The organism is Shinella sedimenti, from assembly GCF_022601905.1.
GTDB lineage: Bacteria > Pseudomonadota > Alphaproteobacteria > Rhizobiales > Rhizobiaceae > Shinella > Shinella sedimenti.
Genome location: NZ_JAKVIN010000003.1, coordinates 408,750 through 427,823, shown reverse-complemented (window position 1 = coordinate 427,823; position 19,074 = coordinate 408,750). Strand labels below are relative to the sequence as shown.

Annotated in this window: 22 protein-coding genes, 1 tRNA gene and 1 other RNA gene; 5 read left to right on the top strand and 19 right to left on the bottom strand. The window is 64.0% G+C overall.

All coding sequences use genetic code 11. The features are described 5' to 3' along the window. Positions 1-18 precede the first annotated feature (18 nt). Together nusA and rimP are read right to left on the bottom strand one after the other, a co-directional pair. Complete coding sequence (nusA, locus tag MKI86_RS09460; RefSeq protein WP_241600283.1) at positions 19-1,620, bottom strand: transcription termination factor NusA; 1,602 nt, start codon at positions 1,618-1,620, stop codon at positions 19-21. 114 nt (positions 1,621-1,734) lie between these two features. Beyond that, positions 1,735-2,352, bottom strand: coding sequence for a ribosome maturation factor RimP (gene rimP, locus MKI86_RS09455; protein ID WP_241600280.1), 618 nt, complete (start codon positions 2,350-2,352; stop codon positions 1,735-1,737). A gap of 247 nt (positions 2,353-2,599) precedes the next feature. Between rimP and MKI86_RS09450 the strand changes: the two genes are divergently transcribed. Next, complete coding sequence (locus MKI86_RS09450; RefSeq protein WP_241600278.1) at positions 2,600-4,228, top strand: MFS transporter; 1,629 nt, start codon at positions 2,600-2,602, stop codon at positions 4,226-4,228. Positions 4,229-4,289: 61 nt separating this feature from the next. Here the strand turns inward: MKI86_RS09450 and MKI86_RS09445 are convergent, their stop codons facing one another. Both MKI86_RS09445 and recR read right to left on the bottom strand, forming a co-directional pair. Further along, entirely contained in the window at positions 4,290-5,537 is a 1,248-nt protein-coding gene (locus MKI86_RS09445; RefSeq protein WP_370879940.1) for a lytic murein transglycosylase, read from the bottom strand. A gap of 17 nt (positions 5,538-5,554) precedes the next feature. Then, positions 5,555-6,160 carry a recombination mediator RecR gene (gene recR / locus MKI86_RS09440; RefSeq protein WP_241600276.1) on the bottom strand — a complete coding sequence of 202 codons (606 nt, stop codon included), beginning with the start codon at positions 6,158-6,160 and terminating at the stop codon, positions 5,555-5,557. Between the two features lie 55 nt (positions 6,161-6,215). On the opposite strand from recR, the gene MKI86_RS09435 reads away from it, so the two are divergent. Next, a complete protein-coding gene (locus tag MKI86_RS09435) occupies positions 6,216-6,827 on the top strand; it encodes an MOSC domain-containing protein (RefSeq protein WP_241600720.1) in 612 nt (203 codons plus the stop codon). Between the two features lie 7 nt (positions 6,828-6,834). Here the strand turns inward: MKI86_RS09435 and MKI86_RS09430 are convergent, their stop codons facing one another. The 3 genes from MKI86_RS09430 to ffs all read right to left on the bottom strand — a co-directional run bounded on the left by MKI86_RS09430 (position 6,835) and on the right by ffs (position 9,206). Then, positions 6,835-7,158, bottom strand: coding sequence for a YbaB/EbfC family nucleoid-associated protein (locus MKI86_RS09430; protein ID WP_241600273.1), 324 nt, complete (start codon positions 7,156-7,158; stop codon positions 6,835-6,837). A gap of 25 nt (positions 7,159-7,183) precedes the next feature. Beyond that, positions 7,184-9,064 (bottom strand): DNA polymerase III subunit gamma/tau, encoded by a 1,881-nt coding sequence (locus MKI86_RS09425; RefSeq protein ID WP_241600272.1) that lies wholly within the window; start codon positions 9,062-9,064, stop codon positions 7,184-7,186. 44 nt (positions 9,065-9,108) lie between these two features. Beyond that, positions 9,109-9,206: signal recognition particle sRNA small type (gene ffs, locus MKI86_RS09420), an RNA gene on the bottom strand. Between the two features lie 117 nt (positions 9,207-9,323). On the opposite strand from ffs, the gene MKI86_RS09415 reads away from it, so the two are divergent. Together MKI86_RS09415 and nudC are read left to right on the top strand one after the other, a co-directional pair. Continuing rightward, positions 9,324-9,734, top strand: coding sequence for an HIT domain-containing protein (locus tag MKI86_RS09415; protein ID WP_241600269.1), 411 nt, complete (start codon positions 9,324-9,326; stop codon positions 9,732-9,734). After that, positions 9,731-10,723, top strand: a complete 993-nt coding sequence (nudC, locus tag MKI86_RS09410) for an NAD(+) diphosphatase (protein ID WP_241600267.1) — start codon at positions 9,731-9,733, stop codon at positions 10,721-10,723. The genes MKI86_RS09415 and nudC overlap by 4 nt, the downstream gene beginning before the upstream one ends. Here nudC and MKI86_RS09405 read toward each other — a convergent pair. The 3 genes from MKI86_RS09405 to MKI86_RS09395 all read right to left on the bottom strand — a co-directional run bounded on the left by MKI86_RS09405 (position 10,720) and on the right by MKI86_RS09395 (position 12,649). Further along, on the bottom strand, positions 10,720-10,956 hold the full coding sequence (locus MKI86_RS09405; protein ID WP_241600264.1) for a hypothetical protein: 237 nt from the start codon (positions 10,954-10,956) through the stop codon (positions 10,720-10,722). The two genes, nudC and MKI86_RS09405, sit on opposite strands and share 4 nt — an antisense overlap. Before the next feature lie 71 nt (positions 10,957-11,027). Beyond that, the gene (locus MKI86_RS09400; protein ID WP_241600263.1) at positions 11,028-11,879 is read right to left on the bottom strand and encodes a prephenate dehydratase; all 852 of its coding nucleotides are present in this window, start codon (positions 11,877-11,879) and stop codon (positions 11,028-11,030) included. 14 nt (positions 11,880-11,893) lie between these two features. Beyond that, entirely contained in the window at positions 11,894-12,649 is a 756-nt protein-coding gene (locus MKI86_RS09395) for a 3-deoxy-manno-octulosonate cytidylyltransferase (RefSeq protein WP_241600261.1), read from the bottom strand. 152 nt (positions 12,650-12,801) lie between these two features. Between MKI86_RS09395 and MKI86_RS09390 the strand changes: the two genes are divergently transcribed. Continuing rightward, positions 12,802-13,602, top strand: a complete 801-nt coding sequence (locus MKI86_RS09390) for a c-type cytochrome (RefSeq protein ID WP_241600258.1) — start codon at positions 12,802-12,804, stop codon at positions 13,600-13,602. A 76-nt stretch (positions 13,603-13,678) separates the two neighbouring features. Here the strand turns inward: MKI86_RS09390 and MKI86_RS09385 are convergent, their stop codons facing one another. From MKI86_RS09385 to MKI86_RS09345, 9 genes are all read right to left on the bottom strand, one after another. After that, on the bottom strand, positions 13,679-14,623 hold the full coding sequence (locus MKI86_RS09385; protein ID WP_241600256.1) for an AEC family transporter: 945 nt from the start codon (positions 14,621-14,623) through the stop codon (positions 13,679-13,681). Positions 14,624-14,787: 164 nt separating this feature from the next. Next, positions 14,788-14,863: transfer RNA gene (locus MKI86_RS09380), tRNA-Phe, on the bottom strand. A 171-nt stretch (positions 14,864-15,034) separates the two neighbouring features. Then, on the bottom strand, positions 15,035-15,244 hold the full coding sequence (gene yacG, locus MKI86_RS09375; protein WP_241600254.1) for a DNA gyrase inhibitor YacG: 210 nt from the start codon (positions 15,242-15,244) through the stop codon (positions 15,035-15,037). A 1-nt stretch (position 15,245) separates the two neighbouring features. Then, complete coding sequence (locus tag MKI86_RS09370; RefSeq protein WP_241600252.1) at positions 15,246-15,866, bottom strand: Maf-like protein; 621 nt, start codon at positions 15,864-15,866, stop codon at positions 15,246-15,248. A 90-nt stretch (positions 15,867-15,956) separates the two neighbouring features. Further along, positions 15,957-16,175 carry a translation initiation factor IF-1 gene (infA, locus tag MKI86_RS09365; RefSeq protein ID WP_004435948.1) on the bottom strand — a complete coding sequence of 73 codons (219 nt, stop codon included), beginning with the start codon at positions 16,173-16,175 and terminating at the stop codon, positions 15,957-15,959. Positions 16,176-16,321: 146 nt separating this feature from the next. Continuing rightward, positions 16,322-16,783: an arsenate-mycothiol transferase ArsC gene (locus MKI86_RS09360; RefSeq protein WP_241600242.1), complete on the bottom strand. Its 462-nt coding sequence runs from the start codon at positions 16,781-16,783 to the stop codon at positions 16,322-16,324. 4 nt (positions 16,784-16,787) lie between these two features. After that, a complete protein-coding gene (locus MKI86_RS09355) occupies positions 16,788-17,264 on the bottom strand; it encodes a UPF0262 family protein (RefSeq protein ID WP_241600240.1) in 477 nt (158 codons plus the stop codon). A 3-nt stretch (positions 17,265-17,267) separates the two neighbouring features. Next, complete coding sequence (gene hisD, locus MKI86_RS09350; protein WP_241600238.1) at positions 17,268-18,566, bottom strand: histidinol dehydrogenase; 1,299 nt, start codon at positions 18,564-18,566, stop codon at positions 17,268-17,270. Between the two features lie 45 nt (positions 18,567-18,611). Next, positions 18,612-19,049 carry a DUF2948 family protein gene (locus MKI86_RS09345; protein WP_241600235.1) on the bottom strand — a complete coding sequence of 146 codons (438 nt, stop codon included), beginning with the start codon at positions 19,047-19,049 and terminating at the stop codon, positions 18,612-18,614. Positions 19,050-19,074 lie beyond the last annotated feature (25 nt).

Below are 19,074 nucleotides of genomic sequence, written 5' to 3'. Positions count from 1 at the left end.
CAACATCGAGAACGCCGATCAGGCGTCCTCTTCACCGCCTTCGACGACTTCCTCTTCCTCGACGGCGAGGTCCTCCTGCGTGATCCAGCCGGCCGCAAGGCGCGCCTGAACGATCATCGCTTCGGCCTCGGCGCGGGAAACCTCGAACTTCGAGAACAGGCCCTCGAACTTCTTCGTCTCACCGTCCTTGCGCTCGGACCAGCCGACCAGGTCGTCTGCAGCGCAGCCGGCGAAGTCTTCCATCGTCTTGATGCCGTCTTCGCCCAGCGCAACGAGCATCTGGCTCGTCATGCCGTCGATCTGGCGCAGGTCGTCGGAAACGCCGAGTTCCTTGCGCTTGGCGTCCATCTCGGCCTCGAGGCGGTCGAGATGCTCGCGGGCGCGGGTCTGGAGCTCCTGGGCAGTGTCTTCATCGAAACCGTCGATCGAGGCGATTTCGTCGAGATCGACGTAAGCCAGTTCCTCGACGGCGGCAAAGCCTTCGGAGGCCAGAACCTGGCCGACCATTTCATCCACGTCGAGCGCGTCCATGAAGAGGTTGGTGCGCTCGTTGAATTCCTTCTGGCGACGCTCGGACTCTTCGGCCTCCGTCAGGATGTCGATGTCCCAGCCGGTCAGCTGCGAGGCAAGACGGACGTTCTGGCCGCGGCGACCGATGGCAAGCGACAGCTGCTCGTCGGGAACGACGACTTCGATGCGCTCGGCATCCTCATCGAGAACGACCTTGGCGACTTCCGCCGGCTGAAGGGCGTTGACGATGAAGGAAGCCGGATCCTGGCTCCACGGAATGATATCGATCTTTTCGCCCTGCAGCTCGCCGACGACGGCCTGGACGCGCGAACCGCGCATACCGACGCAGGCGCCGACCGGATCGATCGACGAATCGTTGGAGATGACGGCGATCTTGGCGCGCGAACCGGGGTCGCGGGCAACCGACTTGATCTGGATGATGCCGTCGTAAATTTCCGGCACTTCCATGGTGAAGAGCTTCACCATGAACTGCGGATGGGTACGCGACAGGAAGATCTGCGGGCCGCGCTGCTCGCGGCGCACGTCGTAAACGAAGGCGCGGACACGGTCGCCGTAACGCATGTTTTCGCGCGGGATCATCTCGTCGCGGCGGATGATGCCTTCGCCACGGCCGAGATCGACGATGACGTTGCCATATTCGACGCGCTTGACCGTGCCGTTGACGATCTCGCCGATGCGATCCTTGTATTCGTCGAACTGGCGGTCACGCTCGGCTTCGCGCACCTTCTGCACGATGACCTGCTTGGCAGACTGCGCGGCGATACGGCCGAAGTCCATCGGCGGCAGCGGATCGGCGATAAAATCGCCGAGCTTGGCGTCGGGGTTGCGGTCGCGGGCCAGTTCCAGCGGGATCTGGGTCGAGTAGTCCTCGGCGTGCTCGACGACCTCAAGCAGACGCTGGAGGCGGATTTCGCCGGTCTTGGAATTGATGTCGGCGCGGATGTTGGATTCCGTGCCGTAACGCGAGCGGGCTGCCTTCTGGATGGCGTCGGCCATCGCGGCAAGCACGATCTCGCGGTCGATGACCTTTTCACGGGCCACGGCATCCGCGATCTGCAGAAGCTCAAGCCGGTTCGCACTGACTGCCATTGTCTCAGGTCTCCATGGTCGGGCCGGGGCTTGTGCCTCCGACCTATCTAGAGCGGAACACCGCTCCGGTTGCGTCCTCTCCGCCCCGCCTATCGGCCGGAGCGCACTCACACATTATTCTTCGTCGCCGCCGTCTTCGTCGTTCTGGTTGGCGGCCTGCGCGGCCTTGGCCTTCTTGTCGGCGGCCAGCGCATCGCGGATCAACTCGTCGGTCAGGATCAGCCGGCCTTCGGCAAGCGCCGTGAAGGGAATGACGACCGTCGGCGCGTCGCCTGCGGCGGGCTGGTCACGGTCCAGCGTGAAGCCATCCTCGTCTGCGGCCACAATCGTGCCGCGGAAACGCTTTCGGCCATCGACCAGGATCGACGTCTCGCATTTCAGCAAGTGCCCGGTCCAGCGCTTGAAGTCCGACTTGCGGACCATCGGCCGGTCGATGCCGGGCGACGATACCTCAAGATGATACGCCTTATCGATCGGGTCCTCAACATCGAGCACCGGCGAGACCGCCATGGAGACCTGCTCACAGTCCTCGACGGTCATGGTGCCGTCCGGCCGCTCGCACATGATCTGCAAGGTCGCACCGTTCTGCGCCGACAGGCGCACGCGCACCAGCTGGTAGCCGATCTGCTCGATGGTCGGCTCGATGATCTCGGCAACGCGGCGATCGAGGCCGGTTTCGACGATCAGCCGTGGCTCGATGGCCACATTTTCCGTCTGGGTCGTGTCGGACATGGCGTGCCCTCCCGGGATGGTCGTTATCATGCGCCTGATCGGGGCAATAAAAAAGAGCGGGTCCTCACGGGCCCACTCTTCATCTGACGATCAAGAATTTGAGGTGGATATAGACCGGCTTCGTCACAAATGCAAGGTCGACGATGGGCAAGCCCTGTGGGCGAGCTATTTCCGGCCATCGACTTGCCGCTTTCGTCGCATGGACTAGATTGCTAGCCAACGCTGCGTCGAGAATGAGTGCCCCACCGTGCCGGACCGGAAATCCCCCCTCGCCCCTTTCCGAAATGAGACGTTTCGCGTGATCTGGGCCGCGAGCCTGATTTCCAACTTCGGTGGGCTCATCCAGTCGGTCGGCGCGGCCTGGATGATGGCCTCCATTTCCTCTTCCGCGAACATGGTCGCGCTGGTGCAGGCCTCCACCTCGCTGCCGATCATGCTGTTCTCCGTCGCCGCCGGCGCGCTGGCCGACAATTTCGACCGGCGCAAGCTGATGCTGACGGCGCAGGCGTTCATGCTGGCCGTCTCCATCATGCTGACGGTCTTCGCCTGGCAGGGACTGATCACGCCCTGGCTGCTCCTGACCTTCACCTTTCTCATCGGCTGCGGCACGGCCCTGAACAACCCGGCCTGGCAGGCGTCCGTCGGCGACATGGTGCCGCGCGAGGACCTGCCAGCCGCCGTATCGCTCAACAGCATGGGCTTCAACCTGACCCGCAGCGTCGGCCCTGCCATCGGCGGCGCCATCGTCGCGGCGGCCGGCGCGGCAGCGGCCTTTGCCGTCAATGCCTGCAGCTATTTCGCTCTTCTTTTCGCGCTGTTCAGGTGGAAGCCCGCCGTATCGCCACGCACCCTGCCGCGCGAGGATTTCGGGCGGGCCGTCTCGGCGGGCCTGCGCTATGTCTCGATGTCGCCGAATATCGGCAAGGTGCTGTTGCGCGGCTTCGCCTTCGGCCTTGCCACCAGCTCCATCCTGTCGCTCCTGCCGCTGATCGCCCGTGACCTCGTCAAGGGCGGACCGCTGACCTTCGGCATCCTGCTCGGCTGTTTCGGGCTTGGCGCCATCGCGGGTGCCCTCATGAACGCGCGCCTGCGGGAACGCTTTGCGAGCGAAACCATCGCCCGCATGGCGTTTGCAGGCTTTGCGATCAGCGCATCGGTCTGTGCCGTCAGCGGCTCCGCGCTGCTGACGGGTGCTGTCCTGCTCCTGTCCGGCGCGTCCTGGGTCTTGGCGCTTTCGCTGTTCAACACCACGGTCCAGCTTTCGACGCCACGCTGGGTGGTGGCGCGTGCGCTTTCGCTCTACCAGACAACGACCTTCGGCGGCATCGCGGCCGGCAGCTGGATCTGGGGCACCACCGCCGACACCCATGGCGCGGAAGCGGCCCTGCTCGCCTCGGCCGTGGCGATGATCGCCGGCGCGGCGATCGGCCTGCGTTTTGCGCTGCCGGAACTGCAAAGCCTCAATGTCGATCCGCTGAACCGCTTCAGCGAGCCGGATCTGCCGCTCGATCTGAAACCACGGAGCGGACCCATCGTCATCCTCATCGACTACGAGATCGCCGAGGAAGACATTCCCCAGTTCCTGGAGGCGATGACCGAGCGGCGGCGCATCCGCATTCGCGACGGGGCCGGGCAATGGGCGCTAATGCGCGACCTTGAGAACCCGACGATCTGGACGGAGACCTACCACGTTCCGACCTGGGTGGAATATGTGCGCCACAACCAGCGCCGCACCCATGCCGATGCCGCCAATGGCGAGCGGTTACGCCAGCTGCATCGCGGCGCGGAGGATCCGCGCGTCCACCGCATGATCGAGCGCCAGACGATCATTCCGCACGAATACGAGCGCTTCAAGCAGAATGTCGAGATGCATTGAGGCTGGAGGGTCTTGTCGCATTATCCAACGCCGAAGCGATCTCGCTTCGGTTGGAAATGCTCTAGCGCAGCTTGGATTTCAGCGAGGCATCGGGATAGCAGGTCGGCTTGAGGCCGCTTTTCGTCTGCCAGTCGCCAAGCGAGCGGCGTGTCTTGTAGCCGGGAAGGCCGTCCACCTTGCCGACGTCATAGCCCTTGGCGACGAGCGCCTTCTGCATGGCCAGCACATCCGAGCGCAGCATCTTGCCGACATCGCCCCACTGGCCCTGGAACGAACCGCTGCCATAGGCGATGCGGTCGGCGAGGTTACCGATGAAGAGCGCGTATAGGTCGGAATTGTTGTATTCCTTGAGCACATAGAAATTCGGCGTGACGATGAATTCCGGCCCATGCGTGCCGGCCGGAACGAGCATCATGCCTGATGCCTTAGCCTCACCGGAGGGAAAGCCCTTGCCGGAAATGCGCGTGATGCCGGTGGCCGCCCAAGCCGAGATCGGCTTGGCGAGATCGGGCCCCTCCTGCGCGCAGCTCGCACCCGACGGGATGGAGACCTCGTAGCCCCAGCTTCGTCCCGCCTGCCAGCCCTTCTTGGCGAGATAATTGGCGATCGAGGCGAGGCTGTCGGGCACCGAGCCCCAGATATCGCGCACGCCGTCGCCATCGAAATCGACGGCATATTGCAGGTAGCTGGTGGGCATGAACTGCGGCTGGCCGAGCGCCCCCGCCCAGGAGCCCTTTAGCTGCGCGACCGTGCGGTCGCCTCCATCGACGATGTGAAGTGCGGCGATCAATTCCTTGCGGAACATGTCCTTGCGCGTCGACATGAAGGCCTTGGTTGCGAGGACATCGACGGCCGAATAGGGGATCTTCGCGCTGCCGAAGCCGGATTCGCGGCCCCAGACCGCAACGACGATCTCGCCCGGCACGCCGAAACGCTGCTCGATCTTGCGCAGCGTCGCCGCATGGGTCTTCGCCAGCCCGCGCCCGGTTGCCGCTAGCCCCTGCAACCGCTTTTCGGAAAAATAGGCGCCGGGCGAGGAAAATTCCGCCTGGCTCTGCGCCTGCTGCTTCGTCGGCTTGGAGCCCGGCGGCACGAGATCGGGCAGGTCCCAGTTGAGGGTCACGCCCTCCATCGCCGCACGAAACGTCTTTTCGGTAACGCCGGTTTTCTGCGCCGCCGGCCAGAGATCCTTGTCGATCCAGGCCCGGAACATCCTCTCGACCTCGGCCTTGGAGGCGGCGTTTGCAGGCAGTGCCAGAGCAAGCGAAAACAGGACGATGCCGACGGAGGCCTTGAAAACTTTGCGAATGCTCAAGATGGGTCTCCTCAGATCGCCGTGCGGGCACGAAGTGCCGCCGTCAATGTGCCTTCGTCGAGATAGTCGAGTTCGCCGCCAACGGGAACGCCATGAGCGAGCCGCGTGATCTTCACGTCCAGGCCAGCGAGCTGGTCGGTGATGTAGTGGGCTGTTGTCTGCCCCTCGACCGTGGCGTTGACGGCGATGATCAGCTCGCGCACGCCGCCCTTTGCCACCCTGTCGACGAGGCCGCGGATGTTGAGGTCGTCAGGGCCGACGCCGTCGAGCGGCGACAGCGTGCCACCGAGAACATGATAGGCCGCGTTCATCGCGCCTGCGCGCTCCAGCGCCCAGAGGTCGGAAACGTCCTCGACCACGATGATCATGCCATGATCCCGGCGCACATCCGTGCAGACGGTGCAGGGATCGCTGGTATCGACATTGCCGCAGCACGAGCAGATGCGCACCTTGCGATGCGCCTCGCCCATCGCCTCGGCAAGCGGCCCGAGAAGCTGATCCTTCTTCTTGACGAGATGCAGCGCCGCCCGGCGCGCCGAGCGCGGCCCGAGGCCCGGCACCTTCGCCAGAAGCTGGATGAGTTTTTCGATTTCGGGACCGGTGACTCGTTTTGCCATTGGCGCTATCTAGCCCATATCACGGGGAAACGGAATCTTTGGAGATCGACGCTTGATCAAAATCCTCGCGGTGTGCACGGGCGTCGCCCGTCCTGTTCCCGGCAAAAGCTACAAGACCGGCATTTTCAAGACGCCGACCGACGCGTCCATCGTCGTCGATCGCGAAGGCCTGCTCGGCGACGCGATCTGCAACCGAAAGCATCACGGCGGCCCGGAACAGGCGGTCTACGGCCTGGGCTCGATCGATCTCGACTGGTGGTCGAAGGAACTCGGCCGCTCCATAGAGCCCGGCACCTTCGGCGAAAACATCGTGATAGAAGGCATCGACAGCCGTAGCATCAGCGTCGGCGATCGCTTCGAGACGGAAAGCGTGCTTCTGGAAGTGACCTCGACGCGCACGCCCTGCGCGACCCTCAATGCCCGTATGGGCGATCCCGGCTTCGCACGGCGCTTCATGACCGCGGGACGCCCCGGCTTCTATTGCCGGGTGCTGCGGGACGGCGTGTTGCAGACCGGAGATCCGGTGACCTATACACCCTTCGACGGCGAGCCCGTCACCATGCCGGAACTGCTGCGCACCTATGGGCGCAACCTCTCCGAGGAGGACCGGCTGCGCTATCTGGCGGCGCCGATCAGCGACAAGCTGCGTGCCGCACTGACCGGCTGACGCGTGATCAGAACGGCAGCTTGAAACCGGGCGGGATCGGCAGGCCGGCGGTCAGCGCCTTGGTGCGCTCGGCGGTTTCGGCCTCGGCCTTGTCCTTGGCGTCCTTGTGCGCGGCCACGATCAGATCCTCGAGGATTTCGACGTCGTCTTCCTTGAAGAGCGAGGGGTCGACCTTCAGCGCCTTGAGATTGCCCTTGCCGTCGAGCGTGACCGAGACGAGGCCGCCGCCGGAGGTGCCGTTCACCTCGAGGGCGGCGATCTCCTCCTGCATCTTCTCCATCTTGGCCTGCATTTCCTTGACCTTGCCCATCATGCCCATGATGTCGCGCATCGGCCTCTCCTCTCGGTTCTCTATTTTAATGTTCAATATCGTCGCCGGGCAGGATATCGCCCTCGGCGGATTCCGCGATGGCCGCGGCCTCGACGGTCTCCGGCTCGTCTTCCGTTTCCGGCACCTTGATGCGCACGTCGGTGATCTTCGCGCCGGGGAAGCGCTGAAGAATGGCGGCGACATCCGGGTCCTGCCGGGCATCGGCCACGCGCGCTTCCTGCGCCATCGTTTCGGCCTCGGCAAGCGTCGGGCCACCGGCCTCCCGCGACAGGATGACCAGCCAGCGCGTGCCGGTCCATTCCAGGAGACGGTTGGACAGTTCGGAGACGAGCGATTTCGGCGCGTCCTCTGTCAGGCTGATTTCGAGCTTGCCCGCTTCCACGCTAACGGGTCGCACGAAGGCGCGGACCAGCGCGCGAAGCCTGATGTCACGGTTCTTGGTGCAGAGGTCGGCGATATCGGAGATCGACTTGACCGGCACCTTGGGGAGCGCTGCCGGCTGCTCAGCCGGGGCCATCTCGACGCGGCCGACCGGCTGTGGCGCGGATTCTGTCTGCGGTACGGGGCGCAGCATCGTGACGGTTCCACCGCCTGCCTGAGCGCGCATGGGCGCATCGGGCTGACGCGCGACCGCGGACACCGAGCCCTGCGCCGACGGTTGCCCGCCATAGCCGCCGGACTGCGGCGCACGCGCGCCGTTGCCGCCAACGTCACCGTTGGAAAGCTCGGCAAGCCGCCGTGCTGCATCTTCCGGCGAGGGAAGGTTTGCGGCATGGGCAAGACGGATTATGACCATTTCGGCGGCACCCGCCGGACGGCTGGAGGCTTCCGTTTCCGGAATGCCCTTCAGCAGCATCTGCCATATGCGTGACAGCGCGGTGACCGCGATGGAGTTGGCGAACTCCACGCCGCGCACGCGCTCGATCTCGCTCAACGACTGGTCGCCGGTGGCATCGGGCACATATTTCATGCGGGTGACGAGATGGGTGAAATCGGCAAGGTCGGTTAGCACCACGGAGGGGCTGGCGCCCGCCTCGTACTGCGCGGCGAATTCGGCCAAAGCCGCCGCCGCATCGCCCTTCACGATGTGTTCGAAGAGATCGACGATGCGCGCGCGGTCGGCAAGGCCGAGCATGGAGCGCACGGCATCGACCTCGACGCGGCCCGCCCCATGGGCGATCGCCTGGTCGAGCAGCGACAGGCCGTCACGCGCGGAGCCTTCGGCCGCACGGGCGACCATGGCGAGCGCATCCGGCTCGAACTCCACGCCTTCCTTGCCCAGGATGGTGGTAAACAGGCCGACGAGATCGGACGCGCCGATGCGGCGCAGATCGAAGCGCTGGCAGCGCGACAGGACGGTGATAGGCACCTTGCGGATTTCCGTCGTCGCGAAGATGAACTTCACATGCTCCGGCGGCTCCTCAAGCGTCTTCAGCAGGCCGTTGAAGGCCTGCGTCGAGAGCATGTGCACTTCGTCGATAATATAGACCTTGTAGCGCGCCGAGACCGGGCGGTAGCGCACCTGCTCGATGATTTCCCTGATGTCGTCGATGCCGGTATGGGAGGCGGCGTCCATCTCGATGACGTCGACATGCCGGCCTTCCATGATGGCCTGGCAATGTTCGCCGGGGATGCGCAGGTCGATGGTCGGCTTGTCTATTTCAGCCGTCTTGTAGTTCAGCGCGCGGGCAAGGATGCGGGCGGTCGTCGTCTTGCCGACCCCGCGCACGCCCGTCAGCATATAGGCCTGGGCGATGCGGCCCGTCTCGAAGGCGTTGGTCAGCGTACGGACCATCGGCTCCTGGCCGACCATGAGGTCGGAGAAGTCCTTCGGCCGGTATTTTCGCGCAAGCACGCGATACGCGGCGGGCTTTTCAGTGGACGGATTTTGCGTTTCGTCGCTCATCGACCCTGCCGTTAATCGAACGTCTGTCCCGACAGGACGGAAAGGTGGGAGGCTGGCACGATGACCCGTGCCGGGGCTCGTTAGGGCTGCTTCCTTCCGGACCTGACCCGGTTGGCGAGTGGCTCGTCCACCACCAACCTCCCGGCCTCCATATCGGCAATATTCCAACCGAATGCAAGCGGAGCCGATAAAAAACTGTTGGAGGGAAATCCGCTGCGTGTCATGAATCACCAAACAAGAAGCATGCGTGAGAGTTCCGATGAGCGATTTTCGAACCGACGAACGGCTGGAGCGCGACAGCGACCTTCTGACGAAGATCGGCCTGTGCGAGCTGCGCCTCATGAAGGACGGCCGCTGGCCCTGGCTGGTGCTGGTGCCGCAGCGCCCGGATGTCAGCGAGATTTTCGATCTCACGCCGCTCGACCAGACCATGCTGACCTTCGAGACGACACTCGTTGCAGAAGCGTTGAAACAGGTCACCGGCGCAACGAAGATCAATACCGGCGCGCTGGGTAACATCGTGCGCCAGCTTCATGTGCATGTCATCGCCCGCTCCGAAGGTGATCCGAACTGGCCCGGTCCCGTCTGGAGCCACGGCACGGCCGTGCCGCGCGCGGAGGCGGACGCCAAGGCATTCACCGCCAAGCTCCTAGATGCGCTGAACCCATGAAGCCTTCGCTTTTCGATCTCTATCGCCCGCATGCAGAACCCAGCACCATGGTGGCCTTTGCGGAGAACACGCTCGACCGCCGCTCGGAATATCGCGCGCCGGATTGTCTAGAGCAGGCCTTCAAGGCGGAAAACGTTCACGCCTTCGCGCTGGCCAGTGGAAAGCTCGTCGTCAAGCATGACGAGAAGATAATCGATCCGCTGTTTGCGCCCTATGAGCTCGCCGAACTCGATCCGGTTCCGGAGGATGCCATCCTGCTCGGCTATCTCAAGAACGGCGAGCCGCGGCTGGCCATTCCCGTCCGCGCCGATCCCGAGACCCTGCAAGAGCCGCTGAAGGCGACGGACGGCCGCACGCTCTATCGCCAGCAGATGCTGGACGACGACCTGCTCGGCCAGTTCGCCCAGGCCTCCAGCCTGATGACCTGGAACGCCAACAATCGGTTCTGCGGCAAGTGCGGTTCTTCCACTCGCTCGGAGATCGGCGGCTACCGACGGGTCTGCGAGGCCTGCGGCCACACCCTCTTTCCCCGCACGGACCCGGTCGCGATCATGCTGGTCATCGATGTGGAACGGGATCTGTGCCTGCTCGGCCGCTCGCCGCATTTCCCCGAGGGCATGTATTCCTGCCTTGCCGGCTTCCTCGAACCCGGCGAGACGGTCGAGCATACGGTGCGGAGAGAGACGTTCGAGGAAGCAGGCATCAGGGTCGGACGCGTGCGCTATCATGCCTCGCAGCCCTGGCCGATGCCGCATTCCCTGATGATCGGCTGCTACGGCGAGGCGATCTCCTTCGATATCCGCCGCGACGAGCAGGAACTCGAGGATTGCCGCTGGTTCACCCGCGAGGAGACGGCGGCGATGATCGAGCGCAGCGCCACGTCGGGCCATGCAGCGTCCAGCGTTGCGCCGGGCACCACCACGCCGCCGCCGAAGGGCGCCATCGCGCATCGCCTGATGCGCGATTGGCTGGACTGGAAGCTCGACTAGCGCCAGCCGAAGGTCGGCCGGTCGCCGGGATGTTCACGCAACCTCAGCCTCGGCGCCATCAGGCGGGCTATGACGGGACTGACGATGAACGTGATGACGATCCAGGCCGGCAGAAGGTATTTGGCATGATCGGCAAGCGACGGCACCGCCAGGATGGCGATGGTGCCGGCGCCGAAGACGACGGCATTCACCATCATCGAAACCATGATCGTTATATAGGTGATCGTGCGCATTAGGCATCTCCTTTCATGATGGAAATGCCGTTGCGGAAGCCCGGTTCCGGGCTCCCTGACGATCGTCAATTCTAGAAGGCGCTTCGCATCGGATGGGCACGATAGGTGCCGAGAATGCGTACTTTTTCGGAGAAGTAGCGCAGTTCGTCGAGCGCCTGACGCACATGCACCTCATCCGGATGCCCCTCGATATCGGCGTAGAATTGTGTGGCGATGAACTTGCCGCCGATCTGGTAGCTTTCGAGCTTCGTCATGTTGATGCCGTTCGTCGCGAAGCCGCCGAGCGCCTTGTAAAGCGCGGCCGGTATGTTGCGCACGTTGAAGACGAAGGTCGTCACGATAATGCCCTCGCTCGTCTGCTCCGCGGTCTTCTCCTCCCGCGAAAGCACCACGAAGCGCGTGACGTTGGTCTCCGTGTCCTCGACATTCTCGGCAATGATCGACAGGCCGTAGAGGTCGGCCGCCAGGCGCGGCGCAAGCGCTGCCATGGACCGGTCGCCGGTTTCCGACACGAGCTTTGCGGCGCCCGCCGTATCGCCGGCGATCACCGGTTTCCAGCCGTTGAGGCGCACGATCTTGCGGCACTGACCCAGCGCATGGATATGGCTGTGAACCGTGCGCACCTCCTCCTTGGTCACACCCGGCAGCACCATGAGCTGGAAACGGATCGGCATGAAATACTCGCCGACGATATGCAGGCGCGATTCCGGCAGGAGATGATGGATGTCGGCAACGCGGCCGGCGATCGTGTTCTCGATCGGGATCATCGCGAGATCGGCGTCGCCATTCTCCACGGCCAGGAACGCGTCCTCGAAGGTCTGGCACGGCAGCGGATCCATGTCGGGGAACATGTCCCGGCTCGCCATGTCGGAATTGGCGCCGTACTCGCCCTGGAAGGCGATCCTGTTGGTCTTCATTGTCATGGCTGGGATCCGTATCAGATGGGGTTGGCCGCGAGCATGGCGCGCGCCTTTTCGAGGTCGGCTGGAGTATCGACACCGAGCGGAACGGTGTCAACGATCTCCACGTCGATGCGCATGCCGGCTTCAAGCGCCCGCAGTTGCTCCAGCGACTCCCGCTTTTCCAGTGTCGAGGGCTTGAGCGCCACGAAGGCTTCGAGCGCCTTGCGGCGGTAAGCGTAGAGGCCGATATGATGGAAGAGCGGTCCCGTGCCGTGCGGCGCCGTCGCCCGGGTGAAATACAGCGCGCGCAGGCGGCTCTCAGCGATCGGCGATCCCACGACTTTCACGACATTCGGGTTGGTCTTCTCGTGCTCGTCACGGATTTCCGTTGTCAGCGTCGCGATGTCGGTGGATGCGTTTTCCAGCGGGCGCAGCGCGGCGCGGATCGTGTCGGGATCAATGGTCGGCAGGTCGCCCTGCACATTGATGACGATATCGGCACGACGCTCGGGATCGCACACCGTGAGCGCCTCATGGATGCGGTCGGAGCCGGACTGATGATCGCCGCGCGTCATGACGGCCTCGAAACCCGCCGCCACGACCGCGTCGAAAACGTCCTGGTGATCCACCGCGACCACCACGCGGCCGACATCGGCAGCGGCCGCGCGCCGCGCCACCTGGACGATCATCGGCAGGCCGGCGATGTCGGCCAAAGGCTTGCCCGGAAGCCGTGTGGAGGCCATGCGCGCCGGAATGAGCACAAGGCTCTTGTCAAAATTGGCGGGATTCATCTCAGGCCCTTCAAAACCCCCTGGAAAAGTGTCAAAAAGTCTCAGTGCGGGGGCTACAATCACTGTTGCAACGAAGCAGCAAAAGACATAGGTTCCGCGCGATTTCAAGACTGGCCGGTGTCACGTCCGCCGGTTGCTAGGGGAGCGTTTGGATGAACTCTTATGTGAACATGGGCGTAGGTGCCCTGCTCGGCACCGTATTCGTACTGATGTCCGTGTCGATCGCTTCTGAAGGCATCTTCCATTCGGGCGCGCCCGAGAAGGAAGGTTTCGCGATTGTGGCCGAGGAAACCGGCGGTGCGGAAGCCGGTGGCGGTGAAGCCGCTGCGGCGGTCCCGATCGCGACCCTGCTGGCCAGCGCTGATGCCACTGCCGGCGAAACCGTCTTCAAGAAGTGTGCGAGCTGTCACACCTCGGAGAAGGGCGGCCCCAACAAGGTCGGACCCGGTCTCTGGGATATCGTCAACCGCCCGATCGCTTCGCATGAAGGCTTCAGCTATTCCGCAGGCATGACCACCTTCTCCGAAGACCACAAGGTCCTGTGGGATTACGATCATCTGAACTACTTCCTCGAAGCACCGAAGAAGCATGTGCCGGGCACCGCCATGGGCTTCGCCGGCCTGAAGAAGGACGACGAGCGCGCCAACCTGATCGCCTATCTGCGCACGCTCGCAGACAATCCGGCTGCGCTGCCCACGCCGTCTGCCGAAGGTGCGGATGCCGGTGCTGCCGCAACGGATGGTGCAGCGACCACCGAAGGTGCGGCTCCGGCCGATGGCGCAGCCGCCACGACGCAGGACGGCGCAGCTGCAACACAGGACGGTGCGGCCACGACCACCGAAGGTGCCACGACGCCGGCCGAAGGCAACAACGGTACGGCGACCGAGGGTGCGGCGCCCGCCGAAGGCGGCACGACCGAGGGTACCACGACCGAACAGCCGGCCGCCCAATAAGGCAGCCGCTTGGCAGCGACTTCGAAAACCCGGCCTTGCGCCGGGTTTTTTGTTGCCCGCCCGCCGCCAGCGATGCTCAGCCGAGCAGCCATGCCCAGAACGACACCGTGAAGACGCCGAGCGCTGTCGTCATCGTTATGGTCGAGGAGGCGAGCGCATGGCCGACGCCGAAATGATTGGCGAGCAGCCAGGCATTGACGCCCGTCGGTACGGAAGCGGTCAGCACCATGGCCGCCGTCCATTCCGGTGGGAGGCCAAGCAGCCGGCAGGCGACGTAGACGCAGCCGGGCAGCATCAGGAGCTTCAGGGCAGTCATGGCAAGCGCAATGCGCGCGTTGCCGCCGACCTTGTACCTGACGAGCGCCATACCGATCGACATGAGCGCGGCAGGCGCCGCCATGGCGGCGACCTGGTCCACCATTACCTTGACCGGCCCCACAAGCGGCACACCGCCCGCGTGGAACAACGCACCGGCGAAAAGGCCAATCACCAGCGGATTGCGCACCAGGCTCCTGACGATGCCGAGCAACAGCACGGACAGGCTTTGCGGCTCCCGCACCCCCTCCTTGCGTTCCGCCCGCTCCATCAGAACCGTACCGGCGATCATCATGGTCGGCAGATGCACGGACAGGAGCACGGAGATCGCCACCAGCCCGTCTTCACCCACCACCCGCGAGACCAGCGGCAGCCCGATGAACACCGTATTGGCGAAGGCTGCCGACACGCCCGCGAGAACGCCGATCCGCCGATCCCGCCTGAAGCCGAGCGTCGCGACGAGATGCGCGATCGTCCACGTAACCGCCACACCGCCAAAATAGGCAACCCAGATTCGCCACGGCGCCCCGCCCGTAAAATCGGCTTCCGCAATGGTGCGAAACAGCAGGACCGGCACGGCAACGCGAAAGACGAACTCCCCGAGCCCCTCCCCCAACTCCTCCCGCAGATACCCAACCCGCACAAAAATCCACCCCAGCAGGATCAGCGCAAATACCGGCAACACATTCAGGGCGACATCGGACATCAAACCATCCCGGAAAGTGAGAACACGGCGCGTGTCCTTCAAAACATGGACATCGTGCCCAAAGCGTTCCATCTGCGGCCAATCGCATCCGCGATCGAAACGCACCGCAAATGCGCTTCAATCACACTCAAGCATTTTTCGAAGAGAATATGAATGAGGGCTAATGGTGCCCGGAGGCGGATTTGAACCACCGACACGCGGATTTTCAATCCGCTGCTCTACCAACTGAGCTATCCGGGCATCCGGGTGGATTTCTCTTGGAAATCCTTGGGCGCTTGGTTTCGCCCCGGGAGCGAGCGGGGTTATAGCATCTTGCAAAAATGTGTCCAGCCCCAAGGCGGGTTTTTTGCGGGAAATTTGAGAGGCATTTCAAGCCATGGAAAAGATTGTGCTTTTCCCGGGTGATGGCTGTCACATTTCCTCGTCGTCGGCCTTGGCTTCGTCATCCGCGACAGGGATGGCATAGGAGCCCGAGAGCCAGCGGTTGAGATCCACATCGCGGCAACGGTCGGAACAGAACGGATAATGCTCCCTGGCTGAGGGACGGCGGCAGATCGGGCACGGCACGGCCTTGCGCAGCGGCGCGACATTGGTCGCGGCTTTCTCGTTCTCATCGGCCATGTCAGGCATCCGCCCAGCCGGCATGCACGTCGAAGCCCTCGCCCGACAGCAGTGTCAGCGTCTCATAGAGCGGCAGCCCGACGACATTCGTATAGGAGCCGACGAGCTTGACGACGAAGCTGCCGGCGATGCCCTGGATGGCATAACCGCCCGCCTTGCCGCGCCACTGGCCCGAGGCGAGATAGTGCTCGATATCGGTGGTCGACAGGCGCTTGAAGCGCACCTTCGTGTCGATCACCTTCTGGCGCACGGTGCGATCGGGCGTGATGAGACACACGCCGGTGAAGACGCGGTGGCTGCGGCCGGAGAGCAGATGCAGCGCGCTTGACGCCTCGTCGACCATCTCCGTTTTCGGCAGGATGCGCCGGCCGACCGAGACGACCGTATCAGCCGCCAGGATGTAGCTGCCGGCGTGGGCGGGATCGCCCTTGATGGCGGCGAGCGCAGCCTGCGCCTTGCCTGTCGACAGGCGGCGAGCGAGCGAGCGCGGGTGCTCGGAGCGTTTCGGCGTCTCGTCGATATCCATCGGCATAAGGCGCGCGGCTTCGATACCCGCCTGCGCGAGAAGTTCCACGCGGCGCGGCGAGCCGGAGGCGAGGATGAGCTTTTCGGTCTGCGCCATGGAGGCTCCGGGAGGCTCCGGGGTGCGCCGCTATTCGCGCGTCGGCCATCGGCCGGGCGGGGGCGCGGCCCCCTCGGCTTGCAAGAGGACTTACTTGAAACGGTAGGTGATGCGACCCTTGGTGAGGTCGTAAGGCGTCATCTCGACCAGCACCTTGTCGCCGGCCAGAACGCGGATGCGGTTCTTGCGCATGCGGCCCGCGGTGTGCGCGATGATCTCGTGCTCGTTTTCGAGCTTGACGCGGAAGGTCGCGTTCGGAAGCAGTTCCGTCACGACGCCGGGGAATTCGAGGACTTCTTCTTTTGCCATGTTTGAGCGATATTCCTTGAAGGTAGATTCGGGGCAGGCTTTATGTCCGCCTCGGAAAAGTTGCCGGAAACTACACAATCCCCGATGCTTTGTGAACACCGAAGCAGCGGCTTTCTGCATTTGGTCTTATCTGCAGGTCCGGCGGCTCAGCCGGGGCCCTTCAACCGCTTCGCAATCAGCGTCTTCAGGAATTCGCGAACCTCGCGATAGGAGGCGAGAATCTGGTCGCGCGTGCCGGTTGCGACCGTCGGATCGGGGGTCGGCCAGTACATGACGTCCACGGCCATGGATCGCGTGAGTTCAAGCGCGGCGTGATGGGCTTCCGGTGCCAACGTGACGATGAGATCGAAATAGTCGTCTTCCAGGTCCTCCAGCGACCGGGGCACATGACGGCCGAGCGACAGGTCGACCTCGCCCAGCACCGCATCGACGAACGGATCGCGCTCACCGGGGCGCACGCCCGCCGAGGCGACGTAGATGCCGGGCAACATGTCTCGCGCCAGCACTTCGGCCATGGGCGAGCGCACGGCATTCATACGGCACATGAAGAGGATCGAACGGGGCGTTCGCGGCGCATCCATATCGGGTGCCGGGGAAACGCCCTCCATCCACTCACCCGCGCCAGTAGAGAACGCAGACAAGCGTGAACAGGCGGCGGGCCGTATCGAAGTCGAATTCGATCTTGCCCGACAGGCGGTCCATCAGTGTCTGGGAACCCTCGTTATGGATGCCGCGCCGCCCCATGTCGATCGCCTCGATCTGGCTGGGCGTGGCGGACCGGATCGCCTGGTAGTAGCTCTCGCAGATCATGAAATAGTCCTTCACGATGCGGCGGAAGGGCGTGAGCGAGAGAATATGCGTGGCGACCGGCTCGCCGCTCTCCGTACGGATAGCGAAGACGAGCCTGGAATCGACAAGCGACAGATGGAGGCGATACGGGCCGCCGGCATGGCCGACGGGCTCGAAGGTATTTTCCTCGATGAGATCGAAGATGGCAACGGCACGCTCGTGCTCCACATCCGGCGTGGCGCGGCCGATCGTCTCGTCCAGCACCACATCGCAGAGGCGGAAGTTGCCCTTCGTGGCCATGGACTAGCCTTCCAGGTTGAGACGGATGGCAACGGAGCGGGCGTGGGCGCCGAGCCCTTCGGCTTCGGCGAGCGTGATGGCGGCGGGACCAAGCGCACGAAGCTGCTCGGCGCCAAGCCGCAGGATCGAGGTGCGCTTCATGTAATCGAGCACGGAAAGCCCCGAGGAGAAGCGGGCGGACCGGGCGGTGGGCAGGACGTGGTTGGAGCCGCCGACATAATCACCGATTACCTCGGGCGTGTGGCGTCCGACGAAGATGGCGCCGGCATTGCGGATTTCCGCCATCAGCGCATCCGGATCGGCCGTTGCGATCTCCAGATGCTCGGCGGCGATGCGGTTGGCCAGCGGAATGCTCTTCTTCAGGTCCGGAACGAGAATGATGGCGCCGAAATCGCGCCAGCTGGCGGCAGCGGTTTCGGCACGCTCCAGCGTCTTCAACTGCCTGTGGACCGCCGCCTCGACCGCATCCGCCAGCACAACGCTGTCGGTGACGAGGATGGACTGGGCGCCGGCATCGTGTTCGGCCTGGGCGAGCAGGTCGGCGGCCAGCCAATCGGGATCATTGTCGCTGTCGGCGATGACGAGCACTTCCGAGGGCCCCGCGATCATGTCGATGCCGACAGTGCCGAAGACCTGGCGCTTGGCGGCGGCGACGAAGGCATTGCCCGGGCCGGTGATCTTCGCGACGGGCGCGATGGTCTCTGTACCATAGGCAAGGGCAGCGACGGCCTGTGCGCCGCCGATACGGTAGATCTCGTCGATGCCCGCAATGCGCGCGGCGGCGAGAACGGCCGGGTTGATCGCACCCTCCTTGGCGGGAACGACCATGACGACACGCGGCACGCCGGCCACCTTGGCCGGCACCGCATTCATCAGAACGGAGCTCGGATAGCTCGCCGTGCCGCCGGGAACGTAGAGGCCGACGGCGTCGATCGCCGTCCAGCGCGAGCCGAGACCCACGCCGATATCGTCCTCGTAGATGTCGTCCTTCGGCTTCTGGCGGGCGTGGTGCTTTTCGATGCGCTGCGCGGCAAGTTCCAGCGCGGCGATGATCTTCGGATCAACCGCGTCAAAGGCGGCGTCGATTTCCTCGAGCGAGACGCGCATGGAGGTGGTCGCGAAATCGAGGCCGTCAAATTTTTTGGAATAGTCGGCGAGCGCCTTGTCGCCGCGCGCGCGCACATCATCGATGATCGCGCGCACAATGGCGTTAACGTCCTCGGAGACCTCTCGCTTGGTGGTCAGGAACGCAGCGAACCGGCTTTCGAAATCGCTGCTCTGGTAGTCAAGTCTGATCGCCAAGTCGTCCGTCCCTGTCGTCTCCGGCTGAAAAGCCGGTTCATGCTCTCAAACCGCTGGATGGCGGGGTTTCAAGCTGGTTTCCCATGCTCCGCCCGTATCTGCAAGCTGAACTTCGACGCATTCCACATCGAGCGCGATGGAGGCATTGCCGGAGAGCACGAGTTCCAGCGTTCCCTCGGGGCCTTCGCCGTTCGGCGTGAAGTCGATGGCGAGCAGTGAGAGGACCGCATCCTTGTCCTTCCGGTCAATGCCGATCGAACGCACAGCATTGACGCGCTTGAAGGCGATGGCCGCCCGCCGGCGCTCGAAACTCTTGCCGCGCCCGCCCGCCTTTTCCCACACGAAGCGGTTGACGACCACGGAGAAGACGTGATGGCGGGCGTCATAGGCGAGGCCGTCGGTCTTAAAGACCGCATCCTGCAGGTGGGCCGACACGACGGAGAGATCTTCCGTGTCGAGGGCAAGCAATTTCAGGCTGTCCATGGTCGGGTCCTTTGCGCAGGCTGTG